Here is a 14,114-nt window from a genome sequence, read left to right as displayed (position 1 = left end):
GTATACTGGTACAGAACCAGTTGCGAAAGGAGGCGGCCATTTTGACGCTACAAACCAGAAAGCGCCTGGGAACGGCAGCGCTGTGCGTGGGGGGGGCAGCCCTGCTGCTCCATCCGGCCTGTCTGATCGCCTTCGGTGCGGGTGCTTGGGCGGGTAGCCGGGGCAGAGACTGGCTCAAACGAATTTGGGACGACAGGGAGGCTGTGCTATGAAGATCGTCGTGGTTAAATCACCCAAAGCGCTGCGCGGAATACTCAAGACCATTTTCGGCATCCGGGGCGCATGAGCCACGGGCATAGTCTTCCCACCTTGTACATATAGTTCTGTAGCAGAATGCATGAAAAAGGGCTGCGGCCCGTACAAGGAGTGGAACGCTATGGAGCTGGAACTGGATCGGACTCAACGGAGCGGCTATGAGGCCGTACTGGATACAACCGTCTGCCGCGAGGAGACACTGGAGAGCATTGTACCGGATGCCTGTCCGGATATCCTTCGCATCTGCGATACCGAGGGCGTGGTATGCCTGCGGGACAAGGTGCTCCAGGATGGTCGGGTGGAGCTCTCCGGCTCGGTACGGGCGGCGCTGCTCTACCTCCCGGACGGTGAAGAGGGGATACGCCGGATGGAGGTGGAACTGCCCTTTTCCTGTACTCTGGAGCACCCGGCGCTGACGCCTCTGTGCCGCGTGGTAGCCCTGCCGCGGGTACAGGGGGCAGACGCCCGGCTGATCAACCCCCGCAAGGTGCTGGTCCGGGTGGATCTGGCTTTCTGTGTGCAGGTCTATGCCCCGGTGGAGGATGACATCTGCAGCGGAGTGCTGGCTCCGGAGGAAGCTGGTGTGCAGCAGATGTCTGAGCAGTGTGATGCCTGTACCACAGTCTGCGTGCAGGAGAAGCCCTTTACATTTTCTGATGAAATCAGCCTGTCCGGCAGCAAGCCGGAGGCGGAAGAGCTGCTGAAGTGCCGCGCTGCCCTGCGGTGCAGTGAGTCCAAGGTCATCGGAAACAAGCTTATTTTCAAGGGGGAGAGCCAGCTTCAGATGCTCTACCGCTCCTCCGCCGGCGGACTGTGCACAGCGGAATATGAGCTGCCCTTCTCCCAGATCATGGAGATTACCGGGGCGGGGGAGGAGTCCACCTGTGATGTGTACGTGGTTTTGACCGGCCTGGACTGCGCCCTGGACAGCGGCGACGGCCGCACCATCAGCGTCTCCATGGGGCTGCTGGCCCAAGCGGTGGTGCGGGAGGAGCGCACGCTCCAGATGCTGACGGATGTGTACTCTACCGCCTTCCAGCTTACGGCGGAGAGCCGGACCTATACGCTGGGCCGTCTGGTGGAGCACGGGGAGAAGGAGCTGACAGTGCGGGAGATCCTGGAAACCGGGATGCTGGCCCAGGAGGTGTCGGACGCCTATGTGACCATCGGCGCCATCACCCAGAGCCGGGACGGGAGACGGGTGACGCTGACCGCCGAGGCCAACGTGACGGTGCTCTACCTCACGGAGGACGGCGCCCGCACCTCCATCACCCGGCAGCTCCAGGCCGCCTGCCCCCTGGAGCTGCCTGAGGAGGCGTCCTGCTCCTGCCACTGCGGCTGTACCGCCCCTGTCTTTGCCACCCCGACGACGGGTGGCATTGAGGTGCGCTTCCCGGTGGGTTTCCGGTACACGGCCATGACCAGCCGCACCACAGCCGCCGTGTCTGCGGTCCATATGGATGAGGGTACCCCCCGGGATCACTCCGGCCAGCCCTCCATTGTTCTGCGTATGGTAGGAAACGGGGAACGGCTCTGGGACATTGCCAAGTCTTACGGTACCACCGCACAGGACATCATGTGCGCCAACGCGCTGGAGGAGGACGTGGCCCCGGAGGGGCAGCTCCTGCTCATCCCACGCAAGCGGTAAAACCAGCCCGGCCGGCAAATGCCGGGCGGGCTTTTTGGTTCTGTCCGGGGACGAGGCATAATTTACGGCTTATCCCCATAGGTATGTAGAGAAAACGACCGGCTCATGCGGCCGAAGGAGGAATCGCAAGTGGAACAACGCAAGATCTATGAAGATATTGCCCTGCGTACCGAGGGGGATATCTATATCGGCGTCGTGGGGCCGGTGCGGACGGGAAAATCGACCTTTATCAAACGCTTCATGGAGACCATGGTCATCCCCAATATCGACAACGTGTACCGCCGGGAGCGGGCCCGGGATGAGCTGCCCCAGAGCGGCTCCGGGCGCACCATCATGACCGCCGAGCCCAAATTCGTCCCGGAGGAGGCCGTTCAGGTCACCATGGACAACGGGGCGGCCTTCTCCGTCCGCCTCATCGACTGCGTAGGCTATATGGTTCCCGGCGCGGTGGGCTCCCTGGAGGACGACAGCCCCCGCATGGTAACCACCCCCTGGTTTGACTATGAGATCCCCATGACCGAGGCCGCGGAGATCGGCACACGCAAGGTCATTGCGGAGCATTCCACCATCGGTATCGTGGTCACCACAGACGGTTCCATTACCGACATCCCCCGGGAGGACTATCTGGAGGCGGAGGAGCGGGTGATCACCGAGCTCAAGGAGTTGGGAAAGCCCTTCCTGGTGGTGCTCAACTCGTCCTACCCCAATTCCGACCGGGCACAGGCCATCCGGGCGGACATCGCCTCCCGCTATGACGTGACGTGTGTGTGCGCCGACTGCCTGGAGCTGGACGAGGCGGCGGTAACCGCCATCATCAAGGGGGTGCTCTACGAGTTCCCGGTGAAGGAGCTGGATCTGTTCCTGCCCCCCTGGGTGGACGCCCTGCCTTACGACCACCCCATCAAGAGCGGCCTGTATACGGCCATCCGGGAGGGGGCGGCCGGGATGCACCGCATCCGGGATGTGGAGCGTACGGTCACCGCCATTGGGGAGTGCGACACTGTCAGCAGCGCCCGTATCACCTCCATCAGCCTGGGCACCGGTCTGGCCGCCGCCCAGCTGGAGCTGCCCCGGGGGCTGTTCTACGATACGCTCTCCGAGCAGTCCGGCTTCACCATCCACGACGATGGTGATCTCATGGAGCTGCTCTCCAGCCTTGCCCACGTCAAAACGGAGTATGACAAGGTAGCCGGGGCGCTGGAAGAGGTTAAGTCCACCGGTTACGGCATCGTGGTGCCCAGCACCGACGAGCTGGTGCTGGAGGAGCCGGAGATCGTCAAGCAGGGGGGACGCTATGGCGTGCGCCTGAAGGCCTCCGCCCCCTCCATCCACATGATCCGTGCGGACATCGAAACCGAGGTCTCGCCCATCGTGGGCAACGAAAAGCAGAGCGAGGAGATGGTCAATTTCCTGCTTCAGGAGTTCGAGGGGGACACCAAGGCCATCTGGCAGTCCAATATCTTCGGCAAGTCCTTCCATGAGCTGGTCAGCGAGGATTTGAACGGCAAGCTCAAGCGCATGCCCGACGACGCCCGCGCCAAGCTCCAGGAGACACTCCAGCGCATCATCAACGAGGGCTCCGGCGGACTGATCTGCATCATTCTGTAAAACGAGGGGGCGTCCCAGATGGGACCCCCCCTCGTGGTCTATTTCTGAATGAGCTGTGAGGCAGCCAGAACGGCCAGCGGCAGGTACATAAACAGGAGGGTAAGCCGCTGCCATGTGCCCTCCTGGGCCAGCCGGGTGCCACGCCACGCCTCCTTGTCCGCCATAACAAAGAGGGTGAAACAGCACACATCGAGGGCAAAACAGATCAGGGAGAATACCCCGGCCCCGCCGGCACCCTCCCGAAAAGCCAGCAGCGCCACCAGAAGGGGAGCAAAGGCCAGGGCCAGGAAGCCCAGAACCGAGCCGACGCCGTGGATGCGGGAGGCCGCCGTCTCCACCGCTTTGTCGGCATTGACGCTGAACAGCCCGGCCAGTACCCCTGCCCCCAGGGCGAACACGCAGAGCACCGCGATCAGCAGCCCGGTCAGGACAGGGGAGCGGTTTCCAAAGGCAACCCATAGGTCTGGTGTGGCGGCGCACAGAAGCAGCCCCAGCGCCACCAGCCACACCCGGTACACCCACCGCACCGGACTTTCCGGGCTGCCCAGCACACTCATGACCTGCCGCCGGTGGGAGTAGCCGGGGTAAAATGGGGCCAGCAGGAAGGGGAGGAGCAGATCCAGCCCGGCCGCCGCCAGCAAGAAATACCAGCCCACGCTCACCCCACCCCCTCGGTCAGAAAATTCGCAATGGCCTGCCGGTTGCAGAGCTTCAGGCTCTTATAGCCGGTCTCCACCCAGCCCCGCCGGTCGAAGTCCCCCAGCACCCGGCTCACCGTTACACGGCTCACCCCCACAGAGGAGCCGATCTCCTCATGGGTACAGTGGAGCAGACCCCTGGCGTCCGGCTCGAGGGCCAGCAGATGGCGGGCGATGCGCTTGTCCGCCTGCAAAAAGGCGCTGTCTACATGGCCAGAGAGCAGGCGCACCGTGCGGGCCAGATACTCCAGCATGGAGATGGCCAGGTCCGGCCGGCGGGCAAACACCGCCTCCAGATGCTGCCGGTTCACCGAGATCAGCTCGCACGGGGTGACCGCCACGGCGGTGGAGACCCGTGGCTGCCGGTCAAAGAAGGACGCCTCGCCGATGAGCTCCCCGCCGTGGTGGAGGGCCAGGGTGCGCTCGTCCCCGTCGGGAGAGCTGATAAAGCACTTCACCGTTCCGGTGAGGATATAGTAAAACTGCGCGGCCTCCGTGTCCTGTAAATAGATCATCTGCCCCGGCTCCCGATGGTGGGTGGGCTGCCCCTCCGCCAGCGGCGCCCAGATGTGGTCCTGCGCCATTGCGTTCACCTCCTGTTTGGTCAATTGTAACACGCTTTACATTCTTTTGGCAAGGGGCCATGCTATTCTGGTGCCACTGAAATAAAAAGGAGGCACCCAACCATGGGAATGACCATGACCCAAAAGATCCTGGCCAGGCACGCCGGCCTGGAGCATGTTGTCCCCGGCCAGCTGGTGGAGGGCAAGCTGGATCTGGTGCTGGGCAACGATATCACCACCCCGGTGGCCATCGCCGAGTTCAACAAGGCGGGGCTGACCCAGGTGTTCGACCGGGAAAAGATCGCGCTGGTTCTGGATCACTACACCCCCTGCAAGGACATCAAGGCCGCCCAGCTCTGCGCCCAGGTGCGGGAGTTCGCCAAGCGCTTTGACATCACCCATTTCTACGATGTGGGCTGCATGGGGGTAGAGCACGCCCTCCTGCCCGAGCAGGGCCTGACCGCCCCCGGCGAGGCCATGATCGGCGCCGACTCCCACACCTGTACCTATGGCGCGGTGAACATGTTCTCCACCGGCGTGGGCTCTACCGATATGGCCGCGGGCATGGCCACAGGACTGGCCTGGTTCCGCATCCCCTCCGCCATCAAGGTCACCCTCAAGGGCAAACTCCAGCCCTGTGTATCCGGCAAGGACGTGATCCTCCACCTTATCGGCACCATCGGCGTGGACGGCGCCCTTTACAAGTCCCTGGAGTTCGGCGGGGAGGGGGTAGCCTCCCTGTCCATGGACGACCGCTTCACCATCGCCAACATGGCCATTGAAGCCGGGGCCAAAAACGGCATCTTCCCCGTGGACGACAAGACCCGGGCCTATCTGGACGGCCGGGTCACCCGCCCCTGGGAGGCCGTGGAGCCCGATGCCGACGCCGAGTACGAGCGGGAGGTGGTCATCGATCTGGATACCCTCCAGCCCACGGTTGCCCTGCCGCACCTGCCCTCCAACACCCGCACCGTGGATCAGGTGGCGGGCACCCACATTGACCAGGTGGTAATCGGCTCCTGCACCAACGGCCGTCTGGAGGATCTCCGCCAGGCCGCGGCAGTGCTTAAGGGCCGCAAAGTGGCCGCCGGAGTGCGCTGCATCGTCATCCCCGCCACCCAGCAGATCACCCTGGACGCCATGGCAGAGGGGCTGATCCAGACCTTTATCGAGGCCGGCTGCGCCGTGTCCACCCCCACCTGCGGCCCCTGCCTGGGCGGCCACATGGGCGTGCTCTCCGACGGGGAGCGGGCCATCTCCACCACCAACCGCAACTTCGTGGGCCGCATGGGCCCTGTCAGCTCCGAGATCATCCTGGCCAACCCCGCGGTGGCCGCCGCGTCCGCCGTGGCGGGCTGTGTGGCGGATCCCCGCAAGCTCTGATGGAGGTGTAAGGCAATGAAGGTTTACAAATACGGCGACAACGTGGATACCGACGTAATCATTCCCGCCCGGTATCTCAACGCCCCCGATGAAAAGTCCCTGGCCTCCCACTGTATGGAGGACATCGACACCAGCTTCGCCTCCACGGTGGAGCCGGGCGACATCATCGTGGCCGGGGCCAACTTCGGCTGCGGCTCCTCCCGGGAGCACGCCCCCCTGGCCATCAAGGCCTGCGGCGTCAAGTGCGTCATCGCGCCTTCCTTCGCCCGCATCTTCTACCGCAACGCCATCAACATCGGTTTCCCCATTCTGGAGTGCGCCGAGGCGGCGGAGGGCATCCAGGCCGGCGACACGGTGAGCGTGGACTTCAGCACCGGCGTGATCACCGACGAGACCACCGGCAAGACCTATCAGGCCGCGCCCCTGCCCGCCTTCGTCCAGGGCATCGTGGACAACGGCGGCCTGCTCAAATCCCTGAAGGCGAGAGGTGCGGCGAAATGAATTATAAAATTGCGCTCATCCGCGGCGACGGCATTGGCCCCGAAGTGGTGGGGGAGGCCGTCAAGGTGCTGGAGGCCGTCGGCCAGAAGTTCGGCCACAGCTTCACCTATGAGGAGGTGCTGCTGGGCGGCTGCGCCACCGACGCGGTGGGGAAGAGCTATCCCGACGGCACCGCCGAGAAGTGTCGGGCCTGCGACGCGGTGCTGCTGGGCGCTGTGGGCGGCCCCAAGTGGGGCTCCGACAAGCCCGCCGAGCAGCGGCCCGAGACCGCCCTGCTGGCCATCCGAAAGGATCTGGGCCTGTATGCCAATCTGCGCCCCGCCGCCCTGCGCCCCGCCATGGCGGACGCCTGCCCTTTGAAGAAGGAGACGGCGGAGAAGGGCATCGACCTGATGATGGTGCGGGAGCTGACCGGCGGCATCTACTTCGGCCAGAGGGAGCGGTACGACACCCCTGACCGGGGTGTGGAGTGCGCCGACCGGATGGCCTATTCCGAGCAGGAGATTGAGCGCATCGGCCGCCGGGCCTTTGAGCTGGCCAGCCTCCGCCGCAAGAAGGTGTCCAGTGTGGACAAGGCCAATGTGCTGGAGACCTCCCGCCTGTGGCGCTCCGTCATGCACCGGCTGGCGGAGGAGTATCCCGACGTGCAGTACGAGGATGTGCTGGTGGACAACTGCGCCATGCAGCTCGTGAAAGACCCCGGCCAGTTCGACGTGGTGGTTACTGAGAACATGTTCGGCGACATTCTCTCCGATGAGGCGAGCATGGTCACCGGCTCCATCGGCCTGCTGCCATCCGCCTCCATCGGCGATACCGCCCCCGGCCTCTACGAGCCGATCCACGGCTCCGCCCCCGACATTGCGGGTCAGGACAAGGCCAACCCCATCGCCACCATCCTGTCGGTGGCCATGATGTTCCGCTACTCCTTCCACCTGGCCGCCGAGGCCGACGCGGTGGAGGCGGCAGTGGACGCGGTACTGGCCGAAGGCTGGCGCACCCCCGACATCGCCGGGCCGGGCGTCACCCCCATCGGCACCCAAAAGATGGGCGAACTCATCTGCCGTCATATTGGATGAAAACAGGGCAGCCAAAAGGCTGCCCTGTTTCTTGTGTTTGCCCACTTCATATGGTATACTGGCTCTATCTTGTAACGGAGAGGGGAACAAACCAATGAAATATATCTGCGCACTTCTGTCTGTCAGGGACATTCACGCTGCAAAAGCGTTTTATCAGGAATTGTTTGGTCTGGAGGTGGCCCAGGATTACGGGAGAAATATTGCCTTTACCTGTGGGCTGGCGCTGCAACAGGATTTTGACTGGCTAATTGGAGTGCCGAGTATGCACGTGCGGAAAAAGCCCAACAATATGGAATTGGTCTTTGAAGAGACGGATTTTGATGGATTTATTGAAAAGCTGGATGCCTATCCGGGTATAGAACGGCTTGGCGGCATCATCGAACACGACTGGGGCCAGCGGGTGGCACGCTTTTACGATCCAGATGGGCACCTCATTGAAGTGGGGGAGGACATGGGGATGGTAATCCGCCGTTTTCTGGCTTCCGGCATGACTATGGAGGAGGTTTCGGTCAAAATGGGTGCCTCCATAGGAGACTTGACCAAACTCCTGAACACAGTTCCAAGCTCCGAAAAGGGGTAGGAACAGCAGATACCAGCTTGATCTTTCGCTGTATTTATTGCTATAATAATAAAAATATTTGTGGGGAGGGGGATATGTTATGATTCTGGCGGTAGACGTGGGCAATTCCAATACGACGGTCGGCCTGTTCAACGGTACAGGGGAGTTATTGTTCCGCGCCCTGCTGGAGACCTCCCGCAGCAAGACCCGGGATCAGTGCGCCATCGAGCTCCTGGGCGTCTTTCAGCTCTATGGGGCGGATGCGTGCACGGTAGACGGGGCCATCCTCTCCAGCGTCGTTCCGCCGCTGACTGCCATCTTCACCGATGCCATCGCCCGCCTGACCGGCATCCCCCCCATGGTGGTGGGCCCTGGCATCAGGACCGGTTTGAACATCAAGGCCGAGATCCACAACCAGTTGGGCAGTGACATCGTGGCCTCTTCGGTGGCGGCGATCGCCAAATATCCAAGCCCCATTGTCATGGTGGACATGGGTACGGCCACCTCTTTGTCCCTCATTGTAGGCAGCGTATACGAGGGCTGCATCATTATGCCGGGGCTGGCCCTGGCGCTGGACGCTCTGTCGGAGCGGGCGGCCGCTCTTCCGCCTATCTCCATTGAAACCGCCTCCCCGGTGGGCCTCATGGGCCACACCACAGAGGAGGCCATGCGCTCCGGCGTGCTCTACGGGCATGCAAGCATGGTGGACGGGATGCTGGAGCGCATTGAGGAGAGCATAGGCCAAAGCGTCACCACCGTGGCCACCGGCGGAAATGCCCCTCGGATTCTGCGCTACTGCAAGCGTCCCATTCAATATGACGCCGATCTGATCATGACCGGACTTTATTTGCTCTACCAGAAAAACGCAAAAAAGTACCGGAAAGCTTGACCGGCCACGCCGTTTTTTGTACTCAACGGCTGTCTGCCGTGGGTAAATAAATTGCGCTGCATCCTTCCAGATAAAGAGCGGCAGCAGGAGGTAATTTCATATGAGAGCAAGCGAAAAGACCAGACGCCTGACCGGACTGGCCCTGATGACGGCCATTATTGTTGTCCTGCAGGTAGTCGCCAGTTTTGTCAAGTTCGGCCCCTTCACCATCACGCTGGCCCTGGCGCCGATCCTGATCGGCGCGGCCCTGTACGGCCCGAAGGCGGGCGCGTGCCTGGGCGGGGTGTTCGGCGCCGTCGTATTGTTGGCCTGCATTTTGGGCTGGGACCCCGGTGGAGCGATCCTGTGGAATGCCAATCCCTTCCTGACCGCCTTGGTCTGCTTGGGCAAGGGCATCCTGGCCGGTCTGGCTGCCGGCCTGGTCTATCGGGCCATCGCCTGGGGCGGCAAATCCCACAGCAGCGGTCGTATGCTGGGCGGCTCCATTGCCGCTGGCATCGTCAGCCCGGTGGTCAATACCGGCCTGTTCCTGCTGGGTCTGTTTTTCCTGTTCCCGACCTATTTGGAGGCATGGGCCACCGGTGCTGGGCAGACGGTCATTACTTATATGATCTTTACTATGGTCAGCATCAATTTTGTTCTGGAACTGTTGATTAACCTGGTGCTCAGCACGGTGATTGTCCGCGTGGTCAGCGCCCGGAGCCACTCCTGAGTTTATCGGGGGCTGCCAGTCGGCAGACCCCGATTTTGCATTTTTAGGATTAAGGACTTGCAAAACGTCGCAAAGCCGCATATAATAAAATACGATTTTAAAGTACAAGGGAGCGATTTCAGTGAAAGAGCTGTCCAGGATTGCATCGGCCGTACAGGCCTCCACCACCATGGCTATCGACGCCATGTTCAAGCAGATGAAGGCCGACGGTGTGGATGTGATCGGCTTCGGAGCGGGGGAGCCCGACTTCAACACCCCCGACAACATCAAGGCAGCCGGCATTGCGGCCATTGAGCAGAACATCACCCGCTATACCCCCGCAGCCGGCACGGTGGAGCTGCGTCAGGCGGTGTGCGGCCGCATGAAGGCCGACTACGGACTGGAGTACAAGCCCAGCCAAGTGGTGGTGAGCAGCGGCGCCAAGCACCTGGTCTACCTGGCTCTGCGGGCAGTGGTCAACCCCGGTGACGAGGTCATTCTGCCGGCGCCCTACTGGGTGAGCTACATTGAGCTCATCAAGATGGTGGGCGGCGTGCCGGTGGTGGTGACCGCCACCGAGGCAGAACACTTCAAGCTGACAGCGGAAAAGCTCTCTGCCGCCATCACCCCCAGGACCAAGGCCATTCTGCTCAACAATCCCTCCAACCCAACCGGCATGATGTACGACCGGGAGGAGCTGGAGGCCATCGCCGCTGTGTGTACCCAGGCGGATATTTATGTGATTTCCGACGAGATCTACGCCTGCCTGGCCTACGACGGCCGCACCTTCACCAGCTTCGCCTCCCTCAGCGCCGACGCCAAGGAGCGCACCATCCTGGTCAACGGCGTATCCAAGGCATACGCCATGACCGGCTGGCGCATCGGTTACGCCTGCGCCAACGACGCCATCGCCAAGGTGATGGCCAATTACGTCAGCCACTCCACCGGTTCTCCGGTGGCCATCTCCCAGAGGGCCGCCGCTGTGGCCCTCTCCGGTTCCCAGGCGGAGATTGAGACCATGCGCCAGGCCTTTGAGCAGCGCCGCAACTACATTGTGGAGCGGATGAACGCCATCCCCGGCGTGAGCTGCATCCAGCCGGAGGGGGCGTTCTATGTGATGATGAACCTGGAGCAGCTTCTCGGCAAGACCATTCACGGGGTGGAGATCACCAATGACGACGTGTTCGCCGACGCCTTCCTGAAGTACGGCCTGGTGGCGGTGGTACCTGGCTCCGGCTTCGGAGCGCCCAACTTCGTCCGCTGGTCCTACGCCACTTCTATGGAAAATATCAAAGAGGGCCTGGACCGTCTGGAAAAATTTTTGGCGGAATGACAACGGCAAAAACAGGGGGCGGAACTTGTGTCCGCCCCCGTTTTATGATATTCTAGCCAGTGAAATCTGAGGAGAAAGAGGTCTTTGCATGCACGACCGTTATGAGAGCCCGCTGTCCTCCCGCTACGCCAGCGACGAGATGCAGTATATCTTTTCGCCCGACAAGAAATTTTCCACCTGGCGCCGCCTGTGGGTCGCCCTGGCCCGGGCCGAGATGGAGCTGGGACTGCCGGTGACCCAGGAGCAGGTGGACGAGCTGGAGGCCCACCTCACCGACATTGACTACGACAAAGCCGCGGCGTATGAAAAGAAGCTCCGCCACGACGTGATGGCACACGTCCACACCTATGGCGAGGCGTGCCCCAAAGCTATGCCCATCATCCACCTGGGAGCCACGAGCTGCTATGTGGGGGACAACACCGATGTGATCCTCATGCGGGAAGCCCTTCTGCTGGTGCGCGACAAGCTGGTACGGGTGCTGGCCCGCCTGACGGAGTTCGCGGAGCAGTACAAGGCCCTGCCCACCCTGGGCTTCACCCACTTCCAGCCCGCCCAACTGGTGACGGTGGGGAAGCGGGCCACCCTCTGGATGAACGAGCTGCTGATGGATCTGGAGGAGGTGGAGCACCGCATCGCCTCTCTGAAGCTGCTGGGCAGCAAGGGCACCACCGGCACTCAGGCATCCTTCCTGGAGCTGTTCGAGGGAGACCATGAGAAATGCCGGGCGCTGGAGCGGAAGATCGCCGCCGAGATGGGCTTCGACGCCGTGGTGCCCGTTTCGGGTCAGACCTATTCCCGCAAGATGGACTATGCGGTGTTGTCCACCCTCTCCGGCATTGCCCAGTCTGCCAGCAAGTTCGCCACCGATCTGCGCCTGCTCTGCCACCTGAAGGAGGTGGAGGAGCCCTTTGAGAAAAACCAGATCGGTTCCTCCGCCATGCCCTACAAGCGCAATCCCATGCGCTGCGAGCGCATCTGCGCCCTGGCCCGCTATGTGATGGCCGACGCGGTCAACCCTGCGGTCACCGCCTCCGCCCAGTGGTTCGAGCGTACTCTGGACGACTCGGCCAACAAGCGTCTGTCCGTGCCCGAGGCTTTCCTGGCGGTGGATGCCATTCTGAGCATCTATGCCAACGTGGCCGGAGGACTGGTGGTCCATGAGAAAGTGATCGAGCGCCACGTGCGGGAGGAGCTGCCCTTCATGGCCAGTGAGAACATCCTGATGGACGCTGTGAAGCGGGGCGGCAACCGGCAAGAGCTCCACGAGCGTATCCGCGTGCTCTCCCAGGAGGCAGGAGCCAACGTAAAGGACTGTGGCCTTAGCAACAACCTGATCGAGCTCATCGCCGCCGACCCGGCTTTCTCCATGCTGAGCCGGGAGGAGCTGACCGCCCATTTGGAGCCGGCCCGCTATATTGGGCGCTGCCCGCAGCAGGTGGAGGATTTCCTTGCTTACGATGTCCAGCCCGTGTTGGAGCGCTATGCTGCCGCCCTACAGGGCAAAGAGACGGAACTGAAGGTTTAAGAGGAGGATATTGAATATGGAAAAAGCAGTACGCCGCATCGGCGTGTTTACCAGCGGGGGCGATGCCCCTGGTATGAATGCCGCCATCCGGGCAGTGGTGCGTACCTCTCTGCACATGGGGATTGAATGTGTGGGCATCCGCCGGGGCTACCACGGTCTGATCAACGGCGATTTCACCAAGCTGACCTTTGAGAGCGTAAGCGACTTGTCCCGCCGGGGCGGCACCATGCTCTACTCCGCCCGCAGTGAGGAGTTCAAAACCCCCGCTGGCCAGGAGAGGGCGGTGGCTACCTGCAAGATGCTGGGGCTGGACGCCCTAGTGGGCATCGGCGGCGATGGCACCTTCAGCGGCTTGCTCTGCCTGGCCAAGAGAGGACTTTCCGTTGTGGGCATTCCCGGCACCATTGACAACGACATTGCCTGTTCCAGCTATACCATCGGCTATGACACCGCCTGCAACACCGCGCTGGAGTCCATCGACAAGCTAAGGGACACCATGCAGTCTCACGAGCGCTGTTCCGTGGTGGAGGTCATGGGCCACCGGGCGGGCCATCTGGCCCTCACCGTGGGCGTGGCCTGCGGCGCTACTGCCGTGATCGTCCCGGAGCACCCTGTGGACTATGAAGCCGACCTGCTGGAGCCCATCCGCCGGGCCCGTCTGGCCGGCCGTACCCACTTCATGATCATCGTGGCCGAGGGCGTAGAGGGCGGCGCCTACTCCATCGGCAAGGTCATCGAGGAGGCTACCGCCCTGGATACCCGTGTCACTGTGCTGGGACACATCCAGCGGGGCGGCTCCCCCTCCTCACGCGACCGGATCACCGCTACCTACATGGGCTATGAGGCGGTGCGCCTGCTGGCCGAGGGCAAGACCTGCCGGGTGGTGGCCCTTCAGGGGGAGAACTATGTGGACTATGACATCACCGAGGCCCTCCAGATGACCAAGAGCCTGGATCAGCACACCTATGAGGTCATGCGCGCCCTCACCGGCGTGCATTGAGCGGAGAGCGGGCATGAAAAAGTGGTACGATGAGGAGTACGAGTTTCAGGTCGAGGTAACCGGCTTCCTCCGGGGCGACCATACTGAGCGGTATTGCCGCAACGGAGAGGAGGTCGGAGATCGGTATACCTGTACCTATGGCTGCCCGGTCAATCAGGACGGGCAGGGGATCTGCTCCAAGGCCATGCTACTGCTTTTCCCCCTCATGGAGGCCGTCCGAAGCGGCGGCGATCTGGAAAACGTAGGCGGAAGCGGCCCCTACTGCAAGGATATTGTGTGCCCCGACGGCTGCGTTCTCTTTCGCCTGACGGCAAAAAAGCTGGGAAACGAGAACTTTTTCAAAGGAAATTTCCTGGACTGAGCCAGATAAAAAGCGGGCCTGTGC

Annotated in this window: 15 protein-coding genes; 13 read left to right on the top strand and 2 right to left on the bottom strand. The window is 62.2% G+C overall.

What is annotated here, in order from left to right; all coding sequences use genetic code 11:
• The first annotated feature begins 41 nt into the window (after window positions 1-41).
• The 3 genes from ACESY8_RS10140 to spoIVA all read left to right on the top strand — a co-directional run bounded on the left by ACESY8_RS10140 (window position 42) and on the right by spoIVA (window position 3,511).
• Window positions 42-212, top strand: a complete 171-nt coding sequence (locus ACESY8_RS10140; protein ID WP_021632386.1) for a hypothetical protein — start codon at window positions 42-44, stop codon at window positions 210-212.
• Between the two features lie 164 nt (window positions 213-376).
• Window positions 377-1,903, top strand: a complete 1,527-nt coding sequence (locus ACESY8_RS10135; protein WP_035300770.1) for a DUF3794 and LysM peptidoglycan-binding domain-containing protein — start codon at window positions 377-379, stop codon at window positions 1,901-1,903.
• 129 nt (window positions 1,904-2,032) lie between these two features.
• A complete protein-coding gene (gene spoIVA, locus ACESY8_RS10130; protein WP_009256873.1) occupies window positions 2,033-3,511 on the top strand; it encodes a stage IV sporulation protein A in 1,479 nt (492 codons plus the stop codon).
• Between the two features lie 38 nt (window positions 3,512-3,549).
• On the opposite strand, the gene ACESY8_RS10125 is transcribed toward spoIVA, so the two are convergent.
• Complete coding sequence (locus ACESY8_RS10125) at window positions 3,550-4,167, bottom strand: DUF998 domain-containing protein (protein WP_054338338.1); 618 nt, start codon at window positions 4,165-4,167, stop codon at window positions 3,550-3,552.
• 2 nt (window positions 4,168-4,169) lie between these two features.
• On the bottom strand, window positions 4,170-4,793 hold the full coding sequence (locus ACESY8_RS10120; RefSeq protein WP_054338339.1) for a Crp/Fnr family transcriptional regulator: 624 nt from the start codon (window positions 4,791-4,793) through the stop codon (window positions 4,170-4,172).
• Between the two features lie 102 nt (window positions 4,794-4,895).
• Between ACESY8_RS10120 and leuC the strand changes: the two genes are divergently transcribed.
• From leuC to ACESY8_RS10070, 10 genes are all read left to right on the top strand, one after another.
• Complete coding sequence (leuC, locus tag ACESY8_RS10115) at window positions 4,896-6,155, top strand: 3-isopropylmalate dehydratase large subunit (RefSeq protein ID WP_054338340.1); 1,260 nt, start codon at window positions 4,896-4,898, stop codon at window positions 6,153-6,155.
• 15 nt (window positions 6,156-6,170) lie between these two features.
• Window positions 6,171-6,656, top strand: coding sequence for a 3-isopropylmalate dehydratase small subunit (locus tag ACESY8_RS10110; RefSeq protein ID WP_054338341.1), 486 nt, complete (start codon window positions 6,171-6,173; stop codon window positions 6,654-6,656).
• Window positions 6,653-7,732, top strand: coding sequence for a 3-isopropylmalate dehydrogenase (leuB, locus tag ACESY8_RS10105; protein ID WP_007488997.1), 1,080 nt, complete (start codon window positions 6,653-6,655; stop codon window positions 7,730-7,732). The genes ACESY8_RS10110 and leuB overlap by 4 nt, the downstream gene beginning before the upstream one ends.
• Window positions 7,733-7,826: 94 nt before the next feature.
• A complete protein-coding gene (locus tag ACESY8_RS10100) occupies window positions 7,827-8,312 on the top strand; it encodes a VOC family protein (RefSeq protein ID WP_007488996.1) in 486 nt (161 codons plus the stop codon).
• 79 nt (window positions 8,313-8,391) lie between these two features.
• Window positions 8,392-9,180 (top strand): type III pantothenate kinase, encoded by a 789-nt coding sequence (locus ACESY8_RS10095; protein WP_138306995.1) that lies wholly within the window; start codon window positions 8,392-8,394, stop codon window positions 9,178-9,180.
• A 100-nt stretch (window positions 9,181-9,280) separates the two neighbouring features.
• The gene (locus tag ACESY8_RS10090) at window positions 9,281-9,892 is read left to right on the top strand and encodes an ECF transporter S component (RefSeq protein WP_007488994.1); all 612 of its coding nucleotides are present in this window, start codon (window positions 9,281-9,283) and stop codon (window positions 9,890-9,892) included.
• Between the two features lie 121 nt (window positions 9,893-10,013).
• Window positions 10,014-11,204, top strand: coding sequence for a pyridoxal phosphate-dependent aminotransferase (locus tag ACESY8_RS10085; RefSeq protein WP_131970232.1), 1,191 nt, complete (start codon window positions 10,014-10,016; stop codon window positions 11,202-11,204).
• A gap of 88 nt (window positions 11,205-11,292) precedes the next feature.
• Complete coding sequence (gene purB / locus ACESY8_RS10080; protein WP_054338342.1) at window positions 11,293-12,729, top strand: adenylosuccinate lyase; 1,437 nt, start codon at window positions 11,293-11,295, stop codon at window positions 12,727-12,729.
• 16 nt (window positions 12,730-12,745) lie between these two features.
• Complete coding sequence (gene pfkA, locus ACESY8_RS10075) at window positions 12,746-13,729, top strand: 6-phosphofructokinase (protein WP_007488991.1); 984 nt, start codon at window positions 12,746-12,748, stop codon at window positions 13,727-13,729.
• Between the two features lie 13 nt (window positions 13,730-13,742).
• On the top strand, window positions 13,743-14,090 hold the full coding sequence (locus ACESY8_RS10070) for a TIGR04076 family protein (protein WP_007488989.1): 348 nt from the start codon (window positions 13,743-13,745) through the stop codon (window positions 14,088-14,090).
• Window positions 14,091-14,114 lie beyond the last annotated feature (24 nt).

It is taken from the genome of Clostridium sp. ATCC BAA-442 (genome assembly GCF_964239415.1).
Classification (GTDB): Bacteria; Bacillota; Clostridia; order Oscillospirales; family Oscillospiraceae; genus Flavonifractor; species Flavonifractor plautii.
Note: the sequence above shows the minus strand (reverse complement) of the source record. Positions and strands in the feature narration are given on the sequence as shown.